Below are 25,059 nucleotides of genomic sequence, written 5' to 3'. Positions count from 1 at the left end.
GAAAGGAAGATCAATATGGAGAAAAAATGGTGGAAAGAGAGTGTCGTATATCAAATATATCCTCGCAGCTTTATGGATAGTAACGGTGATGGAATTGGTGATTTAAAAGGTATTATAAGCAGATTAGAGTATTTAGAAAAACTGGGGATTACTGCCATTTGGCTTAGCCCAGTCTACCAATCACCAAATGATGATAATGGCTATGATATTAGTGATTATCAAGATATAATGACAGAATTTGGCACGATGGATGACATGGATGAGTTGATTAAGAAGGGTGAACAACGAAACATTAAAATCATAATGGATTTAGTTGTTAACCACACATCAGATGAGCACAAGTGGTTTATCGAATCTCGTAAAGGTAAAGACAATCCTTATCGTGATTATTATGTCTGGAGAGACCCCGTACACGGTGAAGCACCTAATTCACTCAGATCAACGTTTAGTGGTTCAGCCTGGGAGTATGATGAAGAGACTGGTCAATATTATTTACATCTATTCAGCAAAAAACAACCAGACTTAAACTGGGAAAACGAAAAAGTCAGACAAGAAGTATGGGATATGATGAATTTTTGGCTAGAAAAAGGTGTTGGTGGATTTCGGATGGATGTGATTGATTTAATCGGTAAAATTCCAGATGAAGAAGTAACAGGAAATGGGCCAAGATTACACGATTACTTGCAAGAAATGAATCGGGAAACCTTTGGAAAACACGATGTGTTAACAGTTGGAGAAACCTGGGGGGCAACGCCAGAAATTGCCAAGCTTTATTCTGATCCAAAACGTAATGAGTTATCCATGGTCTTCCAATTTGAACATGTTTGCCTGGACCAACAACCCGGTAAAGAAAAATGGGACCTTAATCGGTTAGAGGTAGAGGAATTAAAACAGGTCCTTAGTAAATGGCAAACATCCTTAGGGAATGAGGGTTGGAATAGTTTGTTTTGGAACAACCACGATTTACCTCGAATTGTGTCCCGGTGGGGAAATGATACAACGTATCGAGTGGAAAGTGCAAAAATGTTTGCAATTTTGCTTCACCTAATGAAGGGAACACCTTACATCTATCAAGGTGAAGAGATTGGCATGACGAATTGTCCTGTAAAAGATATAAGTGAAGTCGATGATATTGAAAGCATGAATATGTACCATGAGCGTTTGGCAAACGGTTATGAAAAAGAAGATATAATTGCGTCAATCAACGCAATGGGACGCGATAACGCTAGGACACCAATGCAATGGGATGATTCACAAAACGCTGGATTTACATCTGGTACCCCTTGGTTACATGTAAATCCAAATTTTGATGAGATTAATGTAAAAGCAAACCTAGAAGATTCCAAATCTATTTTTTACTGCTACCAAAAATTAATTCAATTAAGAAAAGAAAATTCAATTGTTGTCTGGGGAGACTTTGAATTAGTAATGGATGTACCTGAGCAAGTCTTTATGTATTTACGCCATTATGAAGGCCAAACCTGGGCTGTTGTTGCAAACTTTAATGAAGAGGTAACAACAGTAGAACTATCGGATTTTGGACAAAGTGATTATGTAATTATCAGTAATTATGAAAGATCAGTGATTGACTTTAAGCAACTTGATTTAAAACCGTACGAAGCATTTGCTGTGAAATTATGACTTTGGCTGAATTTATATTTATTAAAAATGTTCCTGTGACTTGGGACGATACTATCGTACCAAATGGTGAAATTGGGGAATATATATTACGGTGACCCTCATAGTTCCATCAGCTGGGAAGAACACTCGAACTACACGGATGATAAGTGTGTATAGATTGTACAGAAAACCAATCAACATTCCTGAAGATTAGCAAGGAAAATCATTAAAAGTAACATAAGGTAAGATTGATAATGTCGAAGAAACTTACTGTCTGGGGAACATTTAACTAAAAAAGGACAGCTAAAATAGCTAGAATGCTAGTGTTACATAAAAGTTTAAAAGGGGTGAAGAAAGTGGAAAAGATTGTAGTACATCTTCAAGATGGAATTCAGGCAAGAAAAGCCACCGAATTTGTACAAATAGCATCTTCATTCGTAAGTGAGATTAGCCTAATTAAAGACGAAAAATCTGTAGACGCTAAAAGTATTATGGGAGTAATGAGCCTAGCAATTAGAAAAGGTGAAGAAGTAGCCATCATTACAAATGGAAACGATGAACAAAAAGCCGTTGTAGTCTTAGGAGATTTCCTGCTAAGCGAAAACTATTGAGTTTAATAGATAAATTATTAGTTATTTTCATATCTATAATGTTCCAAAAGACGATGAAAGGTTTGAATAGGTTGATGATTTATCAGTTATAAGGATATTATGGACGAGTTTGGCACAATATCGGACTTTTAACAACTGCTTGAAAAAGTTCATTAGCGCGATATGTAATTGATTTTAGACTTAGTCATAAATCATCTGATTTATGACATCCTTGCTTTATTGAGTCCCGTTCATCCAAAGATAATCCGAACGAGATTGTGTATATTTGGGGAGATGGTAAAAACGGCAGGGAACCAAACAATGCGGGAGTTTATTTTCAGCTATCCAGCCTGGAAGTAGGATAAAGAATCAGACCAATATTTTATGCATTTTTATTCTTCCGCTAGACTGATTTAAAATTAGGAAATCCAGAGGTAAGAAACTCCCTGTATCCATGATTATTCGTGGTCTGTAAAGGTATGGATGATTTCCGAATTGACGGGATTTCGTATAAAAATAAGAGACTGATATTTCCTCTTTTCTGTAAATTAGGCAGTAATAAGCGATTGTCATTAATATTATTCGTGAAAAATCATTAGTAAAGATAAATTGAGGCAAAAAAAGTAGGTAATTATTGAAAATTATATAACTGAAAAAGAGTGATTGTTGATGGATGAAAAATGGTTAGTTGGTGTAGATGTAGGCGGTACCACAATTAAATTGGCATTCATAAGTCTGCATGGTGATATCAAATATAGCTGGGAAATAGCTACCGACAAAAGAGTAAAAGGGCGTTATATTCCCGCTTTGATTGCAAGTTCGATTGACCAAAAGTTAAACGAATTAAATCAAACCAAAAATCGTCTTATTGGAATTGGAATCGGAGCCCCGGGTCCCGTTAATGTCGAAGATGGTTCAATTGAAGTGGCTGTTAACTTAGGATGGGAGAACTTCCCGCTACAAAATATTCTAGAGATAGAAGCATCCTTGCCAGTTGTTGTAGATAATGATGCCAATATTGCTGCAATCGGCGAAATGTGGAAGGGTGCTGGTAAAGGGGCTAAGAACTTAATTTGTGTAACATTAGGAACGGGTGTAGGTGGTGGGATTATTGTGAATGGTGAGATTGTGCACGGGGTGAATGGAGCGGGTGGTGAAATTGGTCATATTACATCTGTTCCGAAAGGAGGTTCAGCTTGTAATTGTGGGAAATCGGGATGTTTAGAAACTGTTGCGTCAGCAACAGGAATTGTCCGTTTAGCACAAAAGGAACTATCTTTTACTGATTGTACTAGTAAATTAAGGGACTTTTATGAGGAAAAGCAAACCCTAACAGCCAAGAAAGTTTTTGATACTGCAAACGAAGGGGATGAAATTGCTAAGCAAATCATTCAACAGGTTGTATATCACTTAGGACTGGCTCTTGCCAATTTAGCTAATAGCTTAAATCCAGAAAAAATTGTACTAGGAGGCGGAGTTTCAAAAGCAGGTGGCACACTTTTGGGACCTTTGAAAGAGGAATTTATTTCTTTTGCTTTTCCAAGAGTGGCTCAAGGTGTTGAGATTGTTACTGCAACACTAGGAAATAATGCAGGCGTAATTGGAGGAGCGTGGCTGGTAAAAGAGAAACTGTTGATAAATTTAAATAAATGAAATGTGCATTCCTTTGAAAAAATTAGGGGGGCGGTTTTGTTGAAATCAAATCAAGAAACCCTTGAAGATTTAAAAAAAGAATTGCTTCGAATCGGTTCAACGAATCAAAGGGATTATGATTTAATGAAGAGGAAAAACCAAGTATTTAGTACAACTATTTGTCGAAGATTAAAATTATGTTGGCCAAGGGTTGTCGAGAAAACAGGGCTAATATCTTTAAAGAGATAATAGTACCAATTTTTATCATTCAAAACCTCGTCATATTTTTTCTATATTTTGTTCAATTAAGTAATCTTAATAAAAATTGGTAAATCATATTCCATTCGTTCAAATACATTCATGATTTTGTAATGTGCCGTGAGTTACATAAAATAATTAATGAAAAGTTTTCGTGTGTAGTAAAAATATTAAGATTACTTTTTACAAAGTGCCTTATATTTAGATGGATTAAATAGCATCCCCAGTGGCATGCTTTTGGCATCCAACTTAAAATAATCAGCGATAATTTTTGATTATTAGAAAATACAATAGGTAGCAAACCACTTGATAAATAAACATTTATAGAAACTGTCGGTAACACTAAATAACTAGAAAGAATACAAGACTCGTCCTTGACAGGGTTGAGGTCATATACAATAACGCAGATTAATGGTCAATTTCGTAATATGCTAAACAGTAAAAATTTAATAAAGTAAATAAAATAATCTGCAGACCACTTAAAACAGGATCTGCAGATGATGTCGGTAACAAGGGTTTGGTGCCGAATAGAAATAAAGTGGTAACATTTTGGTCACGAACTCAAAATAACTAACGATAATAATTAATAACAAAATTAATAAAATTGACGTAAAACCCTTTAAGAATAAGGATTGCTAATAACTATTGATACTTAAAAATAACTTTAAATAACACTTTTCCTCTAACTTCAAAACTGTCTATGTCAATAACAAATTTACTCATTTATAATAAATCAAAAAGTCTCGAAAAGTATTTACGAGACTTTTTGTATTTGTGAAGAAATTTTACTCCCTGCAAGTGCTAGGGGACGATAGGAATATTAATTTCTCACAAAATAAATATTATATATCGACATATATGTTATAAATTTCATATATTATATAATTGTTGTTATTTCCGATTATATAGTATATTGCATTATTACTATTAAATATAAATCATATTAATATGATTATTTAAACTCAGAGATAAAAGGTAAGCGGATATTGTATCTTTAACAATAAATGATCTTTTTAAAAGAGGAGACAAATATTTGTATATACAATCTTTTTTCTTTAATTCTCAAACAATTAACCTACAACGAATTTACATGTAGGATTGTACATAAAAGAAAAGATAAATGCGCTAGAGAGTAAATCTCCAGCTCCAAAATTAATAAGGGATCTTTTGTTATTTAATTTAAAACATCTAGATAATATTAAATATTAGACTTTCAATATTGGTTTAACATGTTTGGTGATTTACAGCTATTGCAAATAAAAATTAAAGGAATAGAGAGAGAGTTTTCCCATAAGCAATCTTGCAAAAGGGCACTCAAAAAAGAAGTAACCTGAATTCCCATTTGATATTCATCACCATGCGGTATAATTGTAACCCCCCCTTGATTCAAATTCCTGAATTCACATGTTTGTGTGCATCTTTGTGACGAGTTCCTTCTATTAATTCGTGATCTATTTTTATTTTCATTATAGTCTCGACTAATTATTAAAGTGATTATTAGATGTTACCGTTTTTGAATTATCACTGCTAATATTTGAATTCAAATCATGGATTTTACTCTATTTTGTTTACGAAAATGCTAAGTTCCGATAATATATAGTTATCGGAACTTAAAACCGGAAAAACCAGCCGCTAAGGAGGTTCGATATTATGTTAACTGACAGTGGAAAATTTCTTCAGATTGACAAAGAAAAACTGGAAAAAATTAAATTCTTCATACAAAGCTCTAAAAGTAAGAACACCCAGAGAAGTTACGCCTCGGACTGGAATCATTTCACAGAGTGGTGTGAATTGAATGGACGAGATCCTCTTCCGGCATCTGCTGGCACGCTTTGCCTTTATTTATCTGAAATGGCTGTGACACATAAATATTCGACCATACGAAGACGAGTTTCTTCTATTAATATGGCGCATAAATTCAAACATTATCTTCCACCTTCCAAGGAAGTTGAAGTTCAAGCATTAATGGAAGGAATTAAAAGAGAGATTGGTACTCGGCAGGAACCGAAAAAGGCATTGATGCTACAGGTCCTTCCGGCCTTAATCGATAAGATTGACACATCGACTCTTATTGGATTACGAGATAAAACTATTCTTTTATTAGGTTTTGCCCTGGCAAGCCGACGTTCAGAATTGGTATCTCTTAATATAGAAGATTTAGAAATCAACGACTTTGGGATGGATGCAAACGACTTTGCAGCACATAGTTTGAGAAGCGGACTGTCGACAAGTGCAGCCATGATGGGGATGACAGAAATAGCAATTATGAAACAAACGGGTCATAAAACCAGGGAGATGGTTGATCGCTACGTTCAAGCAGGATTACGATATAAAAACAATGCGAGCAGTATTTTAAAGAATTTATAATTTACAATTTTTAGTGTGTTGGAAATTTGCATTTAAACGAAATTATCTTTTCACTGATGCACTACTCCTCACTTAATTTCGCTCTACAACAGTTATCAGAAAATTCAATCCTAAAAATTAAAGGGGACAGAGCGAAGTTACATGGGATTCTCTCCAACTACTACAGTCCATATAGCGAACGATGGACTATTGCAGGGCGTGACATTGCTCGTCTTAAAGAATCAATCTTCTTATTTTGTATAGCTTATATAATGCCTAAAATATACTTTAAAAATCATCCTAATATTGTATCATTTATTAGATTTTTTTATTTTCTGGATAGTTTCTATCTTTTTAATTTAATCATTCATGATGAAAAAATTCTCAATGATCAACTACAAATAATTAATGCAACATATTTATGGATCGTCGCAATTGTAATTGTAATCATTGATTTCCTCATGAGATTATTACGAAATGGATTTTTTACTGGAATGAGGAAATACATAATTAATTATGCAAAATTCATAAAAATCATTTTGTTCATTTTATCATTTTTTATATTTCTAACTTGTTTTATCTTTCGTACATGGGAGGGGAAGGAAACTTACCTCTTCACAGCACATGATGGCACACAATGGTCACATAGAGAGGAACCCTCGTTAATTGGTTTCATATATCCTATATTAGAATCAATTTTCTTATTTCCTATGGCTTTTAATATGCCTAGATATTACTTTAAAAATCATCCTTATGTTATGTCATTTTTGAGATATTTTTATTTTATATTTAGTATCAGTCTTGTGATTTTTGTCTTAATCAGACAACAAGTATCAATAGAAAATGCACTTAATCTATCTTACGAAACATTGATTGCTTTATTAATATTTTTTTTGATCGTCGCATTTGCAATTGTAATGATTGATTTTCTCATTATATTATCAAGAAGTGTTCAAGATCCTAGAACAGTAAATGGATTTTTTTCTAAATTTATAGCTTATGTGAGTTTAATTTTACCTTTACTAACAGCTTTGCTTTTTCCCAATTGTATATTCGGATTTAGTTATTGGATACGTTTGGAGGGTTTACCAAATCAAGATACTTTTATAAATCCGTTTGATGCATACTACTTATCTTTTGTAATTAATTATGCTTTACCTATAGATAGTAGTGCGCCTGCTATTATTCGAGAGAGTATTAAAAATATCAACTCAGATGCTTTATTAGCAATTATAGAAATTATCCATATTACAGTATGTAGAATTATTGATCTTTCCATAATTGCTGTTGTTATAAACTCTATAAATGATCTAATAGTGAAAACAAATGTAAAAGAAAAACGATTTAAATTAATAAATTCGGTTAGAAAATAAAATTGTTAGGGATACTCACTATTTTTAGCTTCTGATTAGACGAAAAAAATCATGAATATCTGTTAAAAGGACAAGTTATCCTTTAGATGTCTAAATAGGGCATTCATGCTATAATGAACCGGATGGTAGGTTCTCCCATTTGTCATTTTAGATATCTTCTTAAAAAGCGGCTCTCGGTAACGACCTCCTTTTGACGTTTACTCTCACAATATACAAAATTCATAGATTGGGCTTTTTTTCGTCGGGTCAGAGCATTTATTTACCCGATTCCTTGAGCAGAATTTCTCGACCACTTTCCAGTGGCGACCAAACAGTTGGGCATGGCGTTTGGTAAAAAACCAATTTTAGTATGGTGGATAACGGTCCGTTGATGGCTCCAGCATTTTAACAAGGAAAGCAAGCTGCCTTCTCGCTCCAAAATTCAGGATGTTGATTGCGTGAAAACTTGGGATAATTAGAGCCTCTTCTACGGTAAAATTCGGGTCCAACTCTGCTTTTTTTATCTCAAATACTTTACGATAATCGTTCGCGAATAAAAACCAATTTACTCCTCCTGCTTGCAGATCCTCAACTAAATGATCCGGTAATAGTCTAATGTGATGAAAAGTAAATAAGCTTCACTGTTGCCTTTAAGCAACGAATTACTTCTTAAGGCATTTTTATATTATATATGGTGAAATTCAGTATGAAAGGAGGTTATTATGAAAAAGAATGCGTTACCTTTTTTTATATTACTTCTTGGTGTGATAATTGGAACAATTGGTTATTATTTTTTCACGAATGTATTTATACCAAATATGATGTAATCGTCCTCAGAAGTTCTGAGGTTTTTATTTATTTACTAGGTGCTTCTCTTTTATGTCTTTAAACTGCCTTTATAACGCTGGGATTATTCCATTGGATCATTAATACAGTCCATTGCTGAGAAAAAACGCGCAAAATACGCTGCCAATCTTGAAGCGTATAAAAAACAGTTAGAAAAAGATGTTTTATCTATTCCAAAAGAAAACCTCGTTGAACCACCGTTAAACATTATAGGACCGCGCAAATGTATGGTCGACATTGGAAAGACGTTGAAAAAATAACTTCTGAAGAAATTGGGTAAATACAACACCTTAATGAGATACCGTCAGGAAAAAGAGTACGACCATTAGGGTAAGCATTCGATTTTTCGGATCGCCAAATTTCAATCCACATGAAGAGTGCAACGCTGTTAAAACTAATGCCTGAAATTCCAAATGAAACTTTTCATAATGGAGGATAAATAGATATTTCAATCCACGCACTCATGAACGCCTTGGATAATAAACCTAAGGCGTGTTTTTCTATAGTGCATGGTGTCAATAACTTTTTGTAAAATGCTATAGCTTATGATATAATATATCATGGTTAGTTATACAATAACGAGGTGATGCTAAATGGAGTTAAGCGAAGCGATTAAAAAAGTGCGTTTGGAGCTGTGTTTGTCTCAAGAGGGGCTTGCCCGTGAGCTTCATGTTGGCTTTACCTCTGTGAACCGATGGGAGAACAATCATACAAAGCCGAATCAAATTGCTAGACATGCCTTAATCGAGTTTTGTAAAAATAAAAATGTAAGTTCTGAATTGATTGAGTTTCTTGTGAAAGCAAAATAGATATTATGTAGTTGTGGAAAAGGGCTTTGGGAATTACTATTCATATAATATGAGGAGATAAGATATGAAAGCTGAAAAGCAAATAGAAGCCGCTTTTATAGAAAAGCTTAGGGACTTAAAATACACATATCGTGAGGATATTAGAGATAAAGCTTCGCTTGAAGCTAATTTTAAAGAACATTTTGAAAGATTGAATCGGGTGAAATTAAGCCCGTCTGAATTTGCACGCCTCAGAGATAGCGTTGTCACTGCAGATGTATTCACTGCAGCTAAGACTCTACGAGAAATCAACACTTTTAAACGTGATGACGACACGCCGCTGCAATATACCCTTGTTAATATTAAAGACTGGTGTAAAAATGAATTTGAAGTTATAAACCAACTACGCATAAACACAGATAATAGCAATCACCGTTATGATGTTATGATACTCATTAATGGAGTTCCTGTTGTTCAGGTGGAACTGAAATCACTTCAAATCACGCCTAAAAAAGCAATGGAACAAATCGTAGACTATAAAAACGACCCAGGCAACGGTTATACAAACTCACTGCTTTGCTTTATACAACTTTTTATCGTGAGCAATGAGAGGAACACATATTATTTTGCCAATAATCACAAGGAACACTTTTGTTTTAATGCAGACGAGCGATTTTTGCCAATCTATCAGCTTGCAGATGAAGACAATAATAAAATCAGCCATCTTCACTATTTTTCTGACAAATTTCTGCCAAAATGCACTCTCGGGCAGCTAATAAGCCGATACATGGTACTTGTTGCAAGTGAACAGAGATTGATGATTATGCGTCCTTATCAGATTTACGCTGTTAAGGCAATAATGGATTGCATTGATCAAAACCGTGGCAATGGATATATTTGGCATACTACCGGAAGTGGAAAAACACTTACATCATTTAAAGCATCAACACTTTTGAAGGACAATCCTGAAATTGAAAAGTGTCTATTTGTTGTTGACAGAAAAGATCTTGATAGACAAACTCGATTGGAATTTAATAAATTTCAAGAAGGCTGCGTTGAAGAAAACACCAACACAGATAGTTTAGTTAAGCGTCTTACTTCGGATGATTATCGTGACAAAGTTATTGTTACGACAATTCAAAAGCTTGGACTCGCCCTTGATGAAGATAGCAAACGCAACCAAGAAAAAAAGAAAAAGGGCGAACCCACTTACAAAGAACGCTTAGCAAAACTTAGCGATAAACGTATTGCTATTATTTTTGATGAATGTCATCGCTCGCAGTTTGGAAATAACCATGAAGCAATTAAAAACTTTTTCCCTAAAGCACAGCTTTTTGGATTTACCGGAACGCCAATATTTGAAGAAAATGCAACGTATAAACAAGTTGATGGTACAGTTGGTTCTTATATCACTACAAAAGATGTTTTTGAAAAAGAGTTGCATGCCTATACAATAACTAATGCCATTGATGACCGCAATGTGCTGCGGTTTCATATCGATTATTTCAAACCAGATGATGCTAAAAAAGCTGCAAAAGTCGCTGATGTTGTTAGTAAAAAAGCGGTTGCCGAAGCAATATTATCAAAGCACGATGCAGCAACAAACGGAAGACGATATAATGCTATTTTTGCAACAGCTTCAATAAATGATGCAATAGAATATTTCGAACTCTTCAAGTCGTTGCAAGAAGAACGTAAAAACAATGAGAATGAGAATTTCAAGCCATTGAATATTGTCTGTGTTTTCTCTCCTCCAGCTGAGGGAAATAAAGATGTTAAGCAGCTCCAAGAAGACCTACAGCAAGAAAAAGCTGACAATGAGCAAGAGCCGGACAAGAAAAAGGCTGCACTTAAAAACATCATTGATGACTATAATATGCAGTACGGTACAAATCACAGCATAAACGAATTCGATTTATATTATCAAGATGTGCAAAAACGCATCAAAGATCAAAAGTATCCTAATTCCGACTATCCACATGAAAACAAAATTGATGTAACAATTGTTGTAGATATGCTTCTAACAGGATTTGATTCTAAGTATCTAAACACGTTGTACGTTGATAAAAACTTAAAGCAACACGGCTTAATTCAAGCATTTTCAAGAACAAACCGTGTTTTAAACGACACAAAGCCTTACGGAAATATTCTTGACTTTAGAGGGCAAGAAAAAGATGTAGATGAAGCTATTGCACTGTTCTCCGGAAAAGAAAATAGTAGCAAAGCAAAAGAGATTTGGCTTGTTGATCCGGCTCCTGTTGTGGTAGAAAAGCTGGATAAGGCAGTTGCTGAGCTAGAAAAATTCATGGAATCACAGGGGTTAGAGTGCAAACCGGAACAAGTAAGTAACCTAAAAGGTGATGCCGCACGAGGTGAATTTATCAATAAATTTAAAGAAGTGCAGCGACTTAAAGCACAACTTGACCAATATACAGATATCAAAGAAGAGCAAGCGACCAAAATTGAGGAATTGTTGCCGGAGGATACTTTGCGTGCGTTCCGTGGTGCCTATATTGAAACAGCTCAAATGTTAAAAGCACAACAAGGCAAAGATATTAAGGATAAAGATCCCACGGTCGAACAGCTCGATTTTGAGTTTGTTCTATTTTCATCTGCCATAATTGATTATGACTATATCATGTCACTTATTTCAAGGTATACGCAACCGGATGTGCCTAAAAAAGAAAAAGTGAGCCGTGAGCAGCTCATTAGTTTGCTTTGTTCAAATTCAAATATGATGGAAGAGCGTGAGGATATTATTGCTTATATCAGCACTCTTGAAGCCGGAAAAGGTTTGAACGAAAAAGCAATAAAAGCCGGATACCAAAAATTTAGAGAAGAAAAAGCAGCCAAAGAAATGGCGGCAATTGCAAACAAACACAGCATTGAGCCTGTATCATTGCAGGCATTTGCAGATGAAATAATGGGGCGTATGATATTTGACGGTGAAAAGCTGAGTGATTTGTTAGAGCCGCTGGGGCTTGGCTGGAGAGACCGAACAAAGAAAGAACTGGAACTGATGGATGATTTAATTCCGCTACTAAAAAAGCTTGCAAGCGGACGTGTGATTGTGGGGTTGAATGCGTATGAATAAGAAAGAGAAAATGGCTTTAGTGCCGAAACTAAGATTTCCAGAGTTTACTTCAACTGGTGAATGGAAAATAACAGCGCTTAATGTTTTAGCTGATAAAGTAACCATCAGAAACAAAGATAATTCTATAAATCGTGTGCTTACAAATTCTGCTGTCGAAGGCGTTGTAGATCAAAGCGATTATTTCGACAGAGAAGTTGCAAATCAAAATAATCTTGAGAATTACTTTATCATAGATAAAAATGATTATGTTTATAACCCACGCATATCCGTAACTGCGCCTGTTGGTCCAATATCAAAAAACAAAGTTGGACAAGGTGTTATGTCACCATTATATACAGTGTTTAGATTCAAAAAACATAATAATGATTTTTATGAGCAATATTTCAAAACGTCCCTTTGGCATAATTATTTAAAAAGCGTCTCAAACACCGGTGCGAGGTATGACCGTATAAGTATTTCAAATGAAAATTTTATGAAGATGCCTTTGCCTTACCATTTAGAGGCTGAACAACAAAAAATAGCCGACTGCCTTTCTTCGCTTGATGATCTTATTGCCGTTGAAGATGAAAAGCTTACGGCTCTTAAAGCACATAAAAAAGGTTTGATGCAAAAGATGTTTCCCGCTGAAGACAAGACCGTACCCGAAAGGAGATTCTCGGATTTTAAGGACAGCGGCGAATGGGTAAAAAAGACTCTTGGTCAATTAGGTGAGCTTGTCTCAGGGTTAACATACAGTCCAGATGATATCAGAGAAAACGGTTTGCTTGTTTTAAGATCGTCAAATATCAAGAACAATGTCATCACATTAGATGACACCGTTTATGTTAGAACAGATATAAGCGGTGCCAATCTTTCTTTTGAAAATGATATATTAATTTGTGTCCGAAATGGTTCGAAAGCTTTGATAGGTAAAAATGCGATTATTCCAAAGGACATGCCTTTATGTACTCATGGCGCGTTTATGACAGTCTTTAGAACGAAGTTCTCCAAATTTGTGTTTCAACTACTCCAATCAAAGGCTTATGATAAACAAGTGAAAGCTGATTTGGGTGCAACCATAAATTCAATTAATGGAACCCAATTGAAAAAATATGTCTTCTATATTCCAAAAGATATTAAAGAACAAGAAAAAATAGCTAACTGCCTTTCTGCTTTAGACACCCTCATAACCGCACAGGCAGAAAAAATTGAATTTTTGAAAGTTCATAAAAAAGGCTTAATGCAAGGGTTGTTCCCTTTTATTGAGAAGGTGGGCAAATGAGTCCTCAACCGACATCTTCTTTTACTGATTTAAATGCATTAGCAACCCATTTTAGAACTCTTCTCGAAAACAAGAAATATGTTCTCCTTTTTGCCTACAATGGCACAGGCAAAACAAGGCTTTCAGGCGCGTTTAAGGATTTAGGGAAACAACCTATTCCAGAAAGTGAAGAAAAAACGTCAGATACATTATATTACAATGCTTTTACAGAAGATTTATTCACTTGGGATAACGATTTAAGGGGTGACACCAATAGACGGTTGAATATTAATAAATATTCTCGCTTTTTTATCGGTTTAAGAGAGCTTGAAATGGAAAGCCGAATTCGTCCGTTTTTAAGAAGATATGCTAACTTTGATTTTAATATTAATTATGATGATTGGTTTATTCATTTTTCACGGGAAATACGAAAAGATAATATGACTGAAAAAATAGATAATATCAAAGTTTCCCGTGGCGAAGAAAACATCTTTGTTTGGTGTTTTTTTCTTGCGGTTGTTCAATTAGTCGTTGACCAAGAACCAGCTTACAGTTGGATTAAGTACATCTATATCGATGATCCCATTTCATCACTGGATGATAATAACACCATTGCAGTTGCAAGCCATTTAGCACAGTTGCTAAAGAGCCAAGAGGATATTAAAGTAGTCATATCATCACATCATTCGTTGTTTTTCAATGTAATGTATAATGAGTTTAAAAGAGCAAAAGGAAAGGACTATTTCTTATCCAAGAATAAGGAAACAGGTGAATACCTCATTCAAGAAACCGGAGATTCTCCATTTTTCAACCATGTTGCATTAATAAAAGAGCTAAGCAAAGCAGCGGACACAGGTCAACTCTACACTTATCACTTCAATATTTTGCGAAACATTCTTGAAAAAGCAGCATCTTTCCATGGATTCAAAGACTTCACCGAATGTATTAAGCGTGATGAAGATGATGAAGATGGCGTTACCTATGCAAGGTATGTGAACATATTAAGCCACGGAAACTACTCGCTGTTTGAGCCTTTAGAAATGGTTGAAGATAACAAAGAGGTTTTTAGAAAAATTTTAAGGGGTTACATGGAATCATATCGATTTAACCCTGAACTATTTATCGAAGAATAGAGGATAAAACAATGAACGATACACAACAAAAACAATTAGGTGTAACTCTTTGGGGCATTGCTGACAAATTACGTGGAGCCATGAATGCCGATGACTTCCGTGATTACATGCTGTCTTTCCTTTTCTTGCGCTATCTTTCAGATAATTATGAGGAGGCAGCGAAAAAAGAACTTGGCAGCGATTATTTGCAATGTGAAGAAGACATAAAAAATGTCGTTATTGCTGATAGGCAAGATGATACTATTAGCACACTGAAAAAACAGATAACAGATTATTTCAGCAATCAACCAGAAGAAAATGCAAAAAAGTTGTTAATAGAAGAACATCAGGCGTTGCTGGAAAGCAAAAAATTAACTCCCCTTGTTGTTTGGTACATTAAAAATTTAGATCAGGTGGCTACATTTGAAAAACAGATGCGGCGTAAAGTTCATTTTGTAATTAAGCCGCACTATCTCTGGAGTAATATATATGAATTAGCCCGCACACAAAGCAAGTATCTTTTGAAAAACTTGCAAGCAGGCTTTAAGTTTATAGAAAATGAATCCTTTGATAGCACATTTCGTGGATTATTCTCAGAGGTTAACCTTGACTCTGATAAACTTGGAAAAAATTATGAATTGCGCAATGCAACGTTGTGTTCAATTATAACTGAAATTGCCGAAGGATTATCGGAGTTCCCTAATGAAAGTGACATTTTGGGCGATGCCTATGAATACTTAATAGGGCAATTTGCAGCGGGCTCAGGCAAAAAAGCCGGAGAGTTCTATACTCCCCAGCAGCTTTCAACCATCCTTTCTCGCATAGTCACACTTGACAGCCAAGACCCAAGCACAGGCAAAAAGAAGCATCTTAAAAACGTGCTTGACTTTGCATGTGGCTCCGGCTCGCTTCTTATTAACGTTAGAAAGCAGCTTGGTGCTAAGGGTATCGGGCAGATATACGGACAGGAAAAGAACATCACAACTTACAACCTTGCTCGCATGAATATGCTGCTTCATGGGCTTAAAGATTCCGAGTTTCAAATATTTCACGGCGATTCACTGCTAAACGACTGGGATATTTTAAACGAAATGAACCCAGCAAAAAAGTTGGAATTTGATGCCGTAGTAGCCAATCCCCCATTTAGCTACCGCTGGGAGCCAAACGATACATTGGCAGAAGATTTTCGTTTTAAAAGCTATGGACTTGCACCAAAATCAGCAGCAGACTTTGCCTTTTTACTACACGGATTCCACTTTTTAAGCGATGAGGGCACTATGGCAATCATCTTGCCTCATGGTGTTTTGTTCCGTGGTGGTGCAGAAGAGAAAATCAGAACAAAGCTGCTCAAAGATGGAAATATAGACACTGTTATTGGATTGCCAGCTAACCTTTTTTTCTCCACCGGCATTCCAGTCTGTATTCTTGTGCTCAAAAAGTGTAAGAAATTTGATGATGTGTTGTTCATTAATGCAAGCGAGTATTTCGACAGAGGGAAACGTCAAAATGTTCTTTTGCCGGAGCATATCGATAAAATAGTGGAAACATATCAATACCGCAAAGAAGATGATAAAAAGTACTCTCGTCGTGTCTCGATGGAGGAGATTAAGAAAAACGACTATAACCTAAATATATCACGATATGTGAGCACGGCTGCGGAAGAAGAAATTGTTGACCTTGCAGATGTGAAAAAGAATCTGGATGAAATCGAAGATGCTATTAGCAAGGCAAAGGCTAAGCATAATCAGTTCTTGAAAGAGCTTGGATTGCCTGAGTTACCTTGAAGCGAGATAATTATGCTATATAAGTTTGGGTTAGGTTGAATTACTTAGTGGTTGTGATCTTATACTGGATTTATAAAAAAGTGATTATTCCTTATCTTATGTGGTATTGTGTTGACTCAAAGGAGGTAGATACGATGCCACAAATCACCCAGCGGTTATACCGCAACTTTTATCAAAAGCCTGCTACCCCTGAAGGAAAAAGGCGGTTGCAATCCAACATCAGTCTGCTAAAACGCAATTTCTCCAACTGGCAGAAAAAGATACTGCTACGAATCATTGATGACAATGACTTAATCTGTGCTATCATTGCACAGGACAGCTTTGAGCAGGGCTTCCGGCTCGGCATTAAATTATTAACTGAAGTATATAACCCCAAAGGCGGCATATCCGATGAAGATTCGGGTATGCCGCCTTGGCTATGAAAAAATCATTATTATCTCTTCTGGTGATTGGTATGCTGGTAGCATTTTTAGCACCGCTGACCCCACAGGAATCCGCATCACAGCTGCCTAAAATTCACCCCGTGACATGTAGTTTTATTTGTTATGAAAGTATTGGAAACAATTTATCAATCTAAACCTGACTATCCAATTAACTTATTAAAAAAGGAAGAAAAATAATTGATTTTCAAATAAAAATCTTAGAGCAGCCATACTTTGCAAGCTGTTCAACTTGGAGAGAATAATCCTGGTCCAATGTACTTACCCTTGCATATCCAATAAGTTCACCCATTACTCTCACTCCCGTCTAAAAGACACATCTATTATATACTAACTTTTAGACGTTTAATACAACTAAAAAATTGCAGTCTTAGGCTGTTATATAAATATGATTCATCCTGATCCGGACCAAAGGAGAAGAGAATTGGATCGGTTCAAGGAGCATATTCGGTTTGCACGGGATTTTGGCTGCAGTATCGTTGGGACGGCAACAGGGAATGTCAACGCAGAGATTGCCTATACGGAGGAAAACTTCGAAGAAAAACCGTTTATTGAAGTGGTTGAAAGTGTGAAGGAGCTTGTTGAAGAGGCTGAAAAATTTGGGGTCATTGTAGGGATTGAAGGCGGCATCAATCATCCGATCAATACACCCAAACGAATGAAAAGCCTTCTCGATTGTATAAATTCAAACAATCTTCAAGTTAGATTTGATCCGGTAAATTATTTATCTATCTATAATTATAAATCTTAATATATTAATGGAAGAAACAAGGGAACCGTTTATTGACGAAGGCATCAAATATATAACTAGGAAGTTTCTGGAGGCGTAATATTACAGATAGCAGGAAGCTTGTAGGAAGAAGAAATCTAGCAGGAGATTTAACTGTTATTAGCATCCAAATACTAAAGATTGAGCAAGAGCAAAAACTCATAGATAGCAGCCTTCATATCATTAAAGCGTTTCGTATAAATGAAATAGTAACAGACGTGGAAGAGAAAATACATTTGGACAGAATATTTTTTGAAGTATGCCTAGAATTGAATAAAGAGCGTGGAAAAAGAAAATAAAAAGGATTGTCTATTGAAGAGGAAAAGCCCTAATCAATTGAGAAGGGCTTAATATATACATTAGTAGTCCTCTTTTGTCCTCCTACAGCAGTCCAGACACATGTGGACTGTAGGAACAATGGTGGCAAATTGATGGTAAAACCACTCATGCTGCCACCATTGTGGCTTAGTGACAGGGTTCCTGCTGTAGACCGCAAAGTAAATTTGAAGAAATAATAAATAAAACGCACCCTATTTTTTTATTTCTTCAAGCTTTCTTCCGTTGACTGCTCTATATAAGGAACCTTGAGATATTCCAGTTGCTGAGACTATCTCCTTTATAGAATATTCTTCACTATCATACATCCTTAGCGCAACAGCAAGCTTTTCTTTATCCAACTTGGGTCTACCTAATGTTTTCCCACGTCTTTTACTTGCTTCAAGTCCTTCCTTTACTCTCTCAGCAATAAGGTTTCTTTCTAATTCTGCAATGACACACATCATTTGGAACATGGCTTTGCCCGTAGAGGTTCTTGTATCCATATTTTCTTTTAAAGAAATGAATTGCACCCCTATCTCTTCTAACTGTTGAATAATGTTGAGGATATCCAATGTTTTACGTCCTAAACGGGAGATGCTTTCCACTACAACTGTATCGCCTTTCCGAATGACATCAAAAAGTTGATGAAGTCCTTTTCGATCTTTAACCGTACCAGTAAATTTCTCCTTAACAATTTTTTCACAACCATATTCATTAAGCATACCAATTTGCCGATCTAAGTTTTGGTCAATAGTAGACACCCGAGCATACCCGATTATCATTTGTAACCTCCAATAAACTTGTATATTTTTATTTTACTAGAGGGGTACTTATTGTAAAGGTATTTGGTAATACTTTTGGTAATTATTTTTGGTAACTGCTAATCGTTGAGTAATTATTTTCTACCAACAATAAGAGAAACTGAACCATCTGCAGGGCTGAATGACGCAGCCACTTTTCTTCCACTAGCAGTAAATTTCTCTGGAATGGTATTCTTATATTCGAAGTGTTTGCCCATGTGCCTCTTCATGTACTTTTTGATAGTTAAATAAAAAAATCCACTATCTTTTGAGATAGCGGATTTCTAAATAGGTCTAATTGAGGTTAGGTTTCTTTAATTTTACACTTGAAATAACAAACGCGATGACAAGAACAATTGTGGCAAATATATACGGCATATCGATATTGATATCAAATAAAATACCGCCAATAATTGGTCCGAGTATGATGCCTAAGCTTGTGTAAGCCGAGTTCATACCAGCAATATACCCCTGATTTTCCCCAGCGATTTTCGATAGAAATGATGTAACAGCGGGGCGTAAAATATCACAAGAGAAAAACGCAATGCTAGTAATAACGATCATCATCCAATAACCATCTACTAAAATGGTAATAAATATAAAAATGGCAGTAGACAGTAAGGATAAATTAATAAGCATTCGTTCTCCGATTAAATTGACCAACTTATCAAAGAATAAAATTTGGGCTACAACCCCAGCAATTGAGCCAACGGTGATAATGATTGAGATATCACGTACAGTAAATCCAAACTTTTCATCGACGAATAAACTAAACATCATTTCATAAACAGCAAGTCCAAATGCTAGTACGAATACAATGAGTAGCGGGGTGAAATACTGTGGATGAAATGATTTTTTAAATTCTTGAATGAATTGTGGTCGTACAGCTGATGCACGATTTTTTTGTAATTGCTCTTTTGAAATAGACTCATCTAATAAAGAGAAAATAACAATTGCAGCAATCAATGAAATGGCAGCAGCAAAGAAGAATGGAGCACGTATGCCGAACTCTGCAATAAACCCGCCAATTGCTGGTCCAATAATAAACCCTGAACTAATCGCAGCAGATTGGTAGCCTAATACTTTTGCGCGATTCGCCAGCGTTGTTTTATCTGCAATATACGTAATAACAGCTGGCATAATAAAGGCGTTACTTACACCACCGAGTAGTCGGCTGACAAATAGGAGCCAAGTTTCATTAGCAAAGCCAAATAGTACCTCTGAAAATGAAAATAACAAAAGACCGATGACTATTATTTTTTTGCGGCCGATTGAATCGACCCAAACACCTGTAAAAGGGGAAACAAGTAACTGAGCAAATGCCATTGCAGCGTACAAGTAACCAACAACGGCACCACTCAAGCTTAGTTCCTCCGCAATAGAGGGTATAACTGGTACGGCAAGTCCGATCCCTACATAAGCAATAAATAAACTAGATAATGCAAGTGCGATTGACACTTTTTCTTTTCGATTCATGATATGATTGATTTCCTCTAATTGATTGTAAGACAAATCGCAATCCTATTGTTGGATTTCGAAATGGATGCATTCACTTTCTTCATTGTTTCTAAAACGTTGCGCAGGCTATCTAAATCGATCAGTGCATAATGTTTCTCCGCAAACTCTTCGTCCGCTTCTTCGATTAATGGTCTGATAAGTGAGACCTTGCTCTGCCAACACGATGAAAAATTCACGATGATTGTTTGGATTGCTCTCACGCGTAATGAAATTTTGAGCTTCAAGCTTGGCGAGTACCTGGCTTACTGCACTTTTGAAAATGGCAAATTGCGTCGCGATTTCATTGTAATACGTGGGTGTTCCATCACATAAAACAAAATGGTTTCTTGTTGTGCTGTTAAATTGTAATCATTAAACTTTTGAGCGTTTTTGTTGTACATGACGTAGTTCCATACTAAAAGCATAACGATTGGAATTTAAATAGCACTCAGGACACCTACAAAATACGTCACTTAGCTTTAAATACATAGGAAAGCTATATATAAACTTTAGCTTTTTACTTGATTCCCTTTAAAATACCAAACAACTACAGGAATAAGTAACAATGATAAAACGGCTCCAGAAATTGATAGTATCGTATAACTAGAATGTGCGACAACCATTCCTGACAAGGCTCCCCCTGCTGCTCCTGATAGTGCTACAAAGACATCGAATGTTCCTTGTGTTTTCGCACGTATAGATGGATGTGTTGAATCTATAATGAGAGCAGTTCCCGTTAATAAACCAATGTTCCAACCTACACCTAGTAATACTAGTGCTAGGATTAGCAATAATAATGAGTCTGCCGGTGCAAAAGCTGCCACCAATCCAGCAGCAAGGAGTGTAGCACCTGAAGCAATAGCCATAGTAGTGCGACCAAACTTATCTACTAATAAACCAGTCAATGGTGAAGGAAGATACATCGCTGCTATATGGAACCCTATAACTAATCCCACTTCGCTCAAACCATGACCGTGATGTCCCATGTGAACTGGTGTCATTGTCATAATAGCTGTCATGATTAGTTGAGCTAAAATCATTATTACAGCTCCAACCATAATTCCTTTTTTGTTTATGGTAGGACTTTTTAGACTTCCTCCTGTCTGAACTTTATGGTCTTTTTTCTCAGCATTCGCAATTGCTGTAGATACAAACAGTGGATCTGGACGAAGAAAAATTAAGAGAATTAATCCAGCAATAATAAAAGCTGCTCCTGACATGATAAACGGACCAGCTAAATTTGGAACACCAATTGATTCTGCAAATTCTCCCATTGGAGTAACTAAGTTAGGACCTACTACAGCTCCTAAAGTAGTAGAAACCAAGGCCATACTTGCAGCAGTTGCTCGTTGTTTCTCATTTGCAAGGTCTGTCCCTGCATACCGAGCTTGAAGATTAGAAGCCATACCTGCTCCATAAATAAGAAGGGCAACAAATAAAAAGGCAATGCTGTTGATTAAAGCCGCAATTACAACACCTATAGCACCTAATCCACCTATAAGGAAACCACCTGCAAGTCCAGCTCTACGACCAAAACGTTGTGAGGATGCTCCTATAAGTAGGGCAGCTACGGCAGATCCAAAAGTAAAGAGGGCAATTGGAATTCCTGCTGCATTTTCTGAACCTAACATTTCTTGTGCAAGAAGCGCCCCAACTGTTATCCCAGCACCAAGTCCTGCTCCCCCAAAGATTTGTGAAAGAATCAAGATTTTTAATGTTTTTTTATAAAGTTGGTTTTGTTTTTCTGGTAAATCAATATATTCTTGTAACCATAAAGGATGCTGTGTTGATGTATTTTTACTTTTTCTTGCCATGAACTCTACCTCCTAACAAAATATCTTTATGGTTTTCGTGTTTATTTGTCAGCCTTTGAACAATTTATTTATGTTATTTCATATGTTCGTATCTCTTTATATTTATAATTAGAAGAAGCCCACAATTCAATGGTAGATAATTATGAGCTTCTTCCGTTCACTAATTTTCCAATGAATACAACTATATTTTTATAGTATTCATATTACATTTTATAAGCTTCACCATCTTCTGGTACTAAAATATTACTTGAGAATCCTTTTTCTTTACTAAAGTTTTTTAATTCTTCTCTAGATAATGTCCAATGGTTAACAGCTTCCATATGAACAGAAATAATCTGAGCATTAGGAGCAGCCTTGTGAACTTCATAGATGTCTTCTTTTCCCATGATGAGCGAACCTAATTCTAATCTTTGATTGTCTCCACCATTAACCACAATGATTTCTGGTTGATGTGTATGAATCTCGTCTTTGATAGCATCTTGCCAAACTGTATCACCAGCTACATATAAGACTTTCTCACTTGGGTGCTTGAATACTACTCCACAAACTTCACCCATTAATTTTAATAACTCTTCGCCTCTACCATGTTCACCTTTTGTTTTTAATAATTGGATACCTTCAAAAACAGTGTCTTGTTGTAGTACTTCTACATTTTTGAAACCACTTGCCTTTACTTCTTTTGCATCTGCTTCATTTTGAACAAACATTTTGATATCTTTAGGCAATAGGTTTTTTGCCACATCATCAAAGTGATCAAGATGTAAATGAGTAACAATTACTGCATCTACGCCATCCAGAATGTTATCAATTGATGTTGGCAAACTCACCACAGGATTAAACAGATCTTGTCTGATCGTAGCAGGGAAAGCAGGGTACGTACCTTTCTCTGCTAACATAGGATCTATTAAAAATTTTTTATTTGCATATTTTACAACAATTGTTGCATTTCGAATTTGTGTAATATTCATATTTACAACTCACTTTTCTTTTTATTTGTCTTAGTTTGACAGAGTTAAGTGTATAATATCAGCAGTGTTCAAATACATAGATAAAATAAAGTGTTTTAACTCTTTGACTTTATTTTCGAAAGGAATTAACGTTCAAATAGATCAAACAGATAAAAAAATATAGTGAAATTATGTAACAAAAGCCGATTACAATGAAAGAACTGGGAGAGAGTACATTTAACATGGCCAGCAGCTGCAGCCTAGTAGAGAAGCTAGAAGATAACGGAATTATTGAGGGGGATAGCGTTAAAGTAAATCAAGAAAAAATAGGGTACTTTATGTATACCTTCATCAATATCTATATTTATGGCAAAAACAATTCCTGTACATGGTCTTACATGGACCAAAAACAGGCTATCTTGATTTTTATCAGATGGAAATATTTATATCGAACAACAAGATAAAGTATAATGATTAAAGGGTGTCCAGAAATTATTTTTTCTGGACACCCTTTTTTAAGTTGTTGAAACATCTTTCTTGTGAAAGTAAAGATGTTATGTTCCCAAAGGAAGTTCTTTTATCTTAAAAATGTCTCTGTTGTTTTCACTGTTGCATAGATGCCATTTAATGCGGCCATAAATGCGTAGTGAACATGCTCAGCAGGAACGAGTTTATCTTCAATTTGTAATGTTGTTGTTGCACAAGCATCTTCTACCACTTGGCATGCATAACCATGTTCAACTGCAGAACGAACTGTTGCATCAATACACATATGGGACATCATACCGCAAACGATTAATTCTTTAACCCCTTGTTCTTGTAGCTTTCCATGTAAATCTGTATTGAAAAAGCTATTCGGCATATGTTTGACAATGACTGTCTCTCCCTCTAATGGACGTACTGACTCATGAATTTCGACACCTTCTGTATTTGGATGGAAAAAATGAGCCATGTTACCTTCTGTGATATGCTGTACGTGAAAGATTGGTGCGCCTGTTTGTCTGAAGTGCGTTAGCAGTTTAGCCGCATTTTGTGCTGCTTGTTCAGGGTTTGTTAAAGCCATCTTTCCATTTGGAAAATAATCATTTTGAATATCAATCACTAATAAAGCTGTTGTCATTTTCTTCACCTCTTAAAATTTTATATAGTATAAGGATATACAAAATTCATTCAATTTTCGATGGTCTCATGAAATACTATCATTCAAAACTATTTCACTATGAAAGGAGTTACTATGCAAATTGATTCAATTGATTTTCAAATTCTACAATTATTAAATAACAACGCTCGGATACAATGGAAAGAAATCGGTGAAAAGATTCATATGACAGGACAAGCGGTAGGCAATCGCATCAAAAAAATGGAGGATAATGGCATCATACAAGCATATTCGATTGTGATTGATGAATTGAAGGTGGGGCTTCCTTTTACAGCCTTTGTCATCTTTTTCATGAATGCATATAGGCATGATGATTTATTGGGATTTATTGCTATTCGTAATGAAATTAGCGAAGCACATCGTGTTTCAGGAGATGCATGTTATCTTCTGAAGATAACAGTTCGTTCACAAGAAGCTTTAAATCACTTTTTGAATGATTTATTGAAATATGGAAACTATCAACTTTATTTGTCTATTAAGGAAGTGAAAAAGTGTTATAATGCGTCATTAATGTCTGCTGAATAACATTTTTGTTATCATCATGTATCAATGTAAAGACCGTTACTAAGTTATGTATAAAAAAGCCCTAGCTTGGTAAATTTTCATGTCCGAGCTAGGGCTTTTTTAGAGAAGACATACATCATGTTATATGA

22 protein-coding genes and 1 pseudogene are annotated in these 25,059 nt (G+C 35.6%); 15 read left to right on the top strand and 8 right to left on the bottom strand.

Going from position 1 to position 25,059, the window contains the following annotated elements; genetic code table 11:
• Positions 1-15: 15 nt before the first annotated feature.
• From J7E77_RS08835 to J7E77_RS31135, 13 genes are all read left to right on the top strand, one after another.
• Positions 16-1,641: a glycoside hydrolase family 13 protein gene (locus J7E77_RS08835; RefSeq protein ID WP_214713554.1), complete on the top strand. Its 1,626-nt coding sequence runs from the start codon at positions 16-18 to the stop codon at positions 1,639-1,641.
• A 335-nt stretch (positions 1,642-1,976) separates the two neighbouring features.
• Entirely contained in the window at positions 1,977-2,231 is a 255-nt protein-coding gene (locus J7E77_RS08830) for an HPr family phosphocarrier protein (protein WP_374102958.1), read from the top strand.
• A gap of 648 nt (positions 2,232-2,879) precedes the next feature.
• Positions 2,880-3,863 (top strand): ROK family glucokinase, encoded by a 984-nt coding sequence (locus J7E77_RS08825; protein ID WP_214713552.1) that lies wholly within the window; start codon positions 2,880-2,882, stop codon positions 3,861-3,863.
• 39 nt (positions 3,864-3,902) lie between these two features.
• Positions 3,903-4,091 carry a hypothetical protein gene (locus tag J7E77_RS08820; protein WP_214713551.1) on the top strand — a complete coding sequence of 63 codons (189 nt, stop codon included), beginning with the start codon at positions 3,903-3,905 and terminating at the stop codon, positions 4,089-4,091.
• A gap of 1,659 nt (positions 4,092-5,750) precedes the next feature.
• Positions 5,751-6,467 (top strand): site-specific integrase, encoded by a 717-nt coding sequence (locus J7E77_RS08815; RefSeq protein ID WP_214713550.1) that lies wholly within the window; start codon positions 5,751-5,753, stop codon positions 6,465-6,467.
• Between the two features lie 26 nt (positions 6,468-6,493).
• A complete protein-coding gene (locus J7E77_RS08810) occupies positions 6,494-7,819 on the top strand; it encodes a hypothetical protein (RefSeq protein WP_214713549.1) in 1,326 nt (441 codons plus the stop codon).
• Between the two features lie 1,418 nt (positions 7,820-9,237).
• On the top strand, positions 9,238-9,453 hold the full coding sequence (locus J7E77_RS08805) for a helix-turn-helix domain-containing protein (RefSeq protein WP_214713548.1): 216 nt from the start codon (positions 9,238-9,240) through the stop codon (positions 9,451-9,453).
• Positions 9,454-9,517: 64 nt separating this feature from the next.
• A complete protein-coding gene (locus tag J7E77_RS08800; protein WP_214713547.1) occupies positions 9,518-12,526 on the top strand; it encodes a type I restriction endonuclease subunit R in 3,009 nt (1,002 codons plus the stop codon).
• Positions 12,519-13,787 (top strand): restriction endonuclease subunit S, encoded by a 1,269-nt coding sequence (locus J7E77_RS08795; protein ID WP_214713546.1) that lies wholly within the window; start codon positions 12,519-12,521, stop codon positions 13,785-13,787. The genes J7E77_RS08800 and J7E77_RS08795 overlap by 8 nt, the downstream gene beginning before the upstream one ends.
• Positions 13,784-14,899 (top strand): AAA family ATPase, encoded by a 1,116-nt coding sequence (locus J7E77_RS08790; protein WP_214713545.1) that lies wholly within the window; start codon positions 13,784-13,786, stop codon positions 14,897-14,899. The genes J7E77_RS08795 and J7E77_RS08790 overlap by 4 nt, the downstream gene beginning before the upstream one ends.
• Positions 14,900-14,910: 11 nt before the next feature.
• A complete protein-coding gene (locus J7E77_RS08785; protein WP_214713544.1) occupies positions 14,911-16,662 on the top strand; it encodes a type I restriction-modification system subunit M in 1,752 nt (583 codons plus the stop codon).
• A 134-nt stretch (positions 16,663-16,796) separates the two neighbouring features.
• Positions 16,797-17,084, top strand: coding sequence for a DUF6809 family protein (locus J7E77_RS08780; RefSeq protein WP_214713543.1), 288 nt, complete (start codon positions 16,797-16,799; stop codon positions 17,082-17,084).
• Positions 17,053-17,175, top strand: a complete 123-nt coding sequence (locus tag J7E77_RS31135) for a hypothetical protein (RefSeq protein WP_285290512.1) — start codon at positions 17,053-17,055, stop codon at positions 17,173-17,175. Before J7E77_RS08780 ends, J7E77_RS31135 begins: the two co-directional genes overlap by 32 nt.
• A gap of 114 nt (positions 17,176-17,289) precedes the next feature.
• Here J7E77_RS31135 and J7E77_RS08775 read toward each other — a convergent pair whose 3' ends face one another.
• Positions 17,290-17,394: a recombinase family protein gene (locus J7E77_RS08775; RefSeq protein WP_214713542.1), complete on the bottom strand. Its 105-nt coding sequence runs from the start codon at positions 17,392-17,394 to the stop codon at positions 17,290-17,292.
• A gap of 66 nt (positions 17,395-17,460) precedes the next feature.
• Between J7E77_RS08775 and J7E77_RS08770 the strand changes: the two are divergent.
• Positions 17,461-17,847, top strand: a pseudogene (locus J7E77_RS08770) (sugar phosphate isomerase/epimerase family protein); the annotation flags it as partial.
• Positions 17,848-18,401: 554 nt separating this feature from the next.
• On the opposite strand, the gene J7E77_RS08765 reads toward J7E77_RS08770, so the two are convergent.
• The 7 genes from J7E77_RS08765 to J7E77_RS08740 all read right to left on the bottom strand — a co-directional run bounded on the left by J7E77_RS08765 (position 18,402) and on the right by J7E77_RS08740 (position 24,367).
• Complete coding sequence (locus J7E77_RS08765; RefSeq protein ID WP_214713541.1) at positions 18,402-18,971, bottom strand: recombinase family protein; 570 nt, start codon at positions 18,969-18,971, stop codon at positions 18,402-18,404.
• A 113-nt stretch (positions 18,972-19,084) separates the two neighbouring features.
• On the bottom strand, positions 19,085-19,207 hold the full coding sequence (locus J7E77_RS31130; RefSeq protein WP_285290511.1) for a hypothetical protein: 123 nt from the start codon (positions 19,205-19,207) through the stop codon (positions 19,085-19,087).
• 76 nt (positions 19,208-19,283) lie between these two features.
• Positions 19,284-20,465, bottom strand: coding sequence for an MFS transporter (locus J7E77_RS08760; RefSeq protein WP_214713630.1), 1,182 nt, complete (start codon positions 20,463-20,465; stop codon positions 19,284-19,286).
• A 17-nt stretch (positions 20,466-20,482) separates the two neighbouring features.
• Positions 20,483-20,731, bottom strand: coding sequence for a hypothetical protein (locus J7E77_RS30515; protein WP_251028016.1), 249 nt, complete (start codon positions 20,729-20,731; stop codon positions 20,483-20,485).
• A 264-nt stretch (positions 20,732-20,995) separates the two neighbouring features.
• Positions 20,996-22,300, bottom strand: a complete 1,305-nt coding sequence (locus tag J7E77_RS08750) for an MFS transporter (RefSeq protein WP_214713540.1) — start codon at positions 22,298-22,300, stop codon at positions 20,996-20,998.
• Positions 22,301-22,503: 203 nt separating this feature from the next.
• Positions 22,504-23,268: an MBL fold metallo-hydrolase gene (locus J7E77_RS08745; protein WP_214713539.1), complete on the bottom strand. Its 765-nt coding sequence runs from the start codon at positions 23,266-23,268 to the stop codon at positions 22,504-22,506.
• Between the two features lie 556 nt (positions 23,269-23,824).
• Entirely contained in the window at positions 23,825-24,367 is a 543-nt protein-coding gene (locus J7E77_RS08740; protein WP_214713538.1) for a cysteine hydrolase family protein, read from the bottom strand.
• A gap of 114 nt (positions 24,368-24,481) precedes the next feature.
• On the opposite strand from J7E77_RS08740, the gene J7E77_RS08735 reads away from it, so the two are divergent.
• Complete coding sequence (locus J7E77_RS08735; RefSeq protein WP_214713537.1) at positions 24,482-24,931, top strand: Lrp/AsnC family transcriptional regulator; 450 nt, start codon at positions 24,482-24,484, stop codon at positions 24,929-24,931.
• Positions 24,932-25,059: the final 128 nt, after the last annotated feature.

The organism is Bacillus sp. ISL-77 (assembly GCF_018613105.1).
The sequence above is the reverse complement of the archived record's forward strand: the minus strand, read 5'-3'. Positions and strand labels throughout refer to the sequence as shown.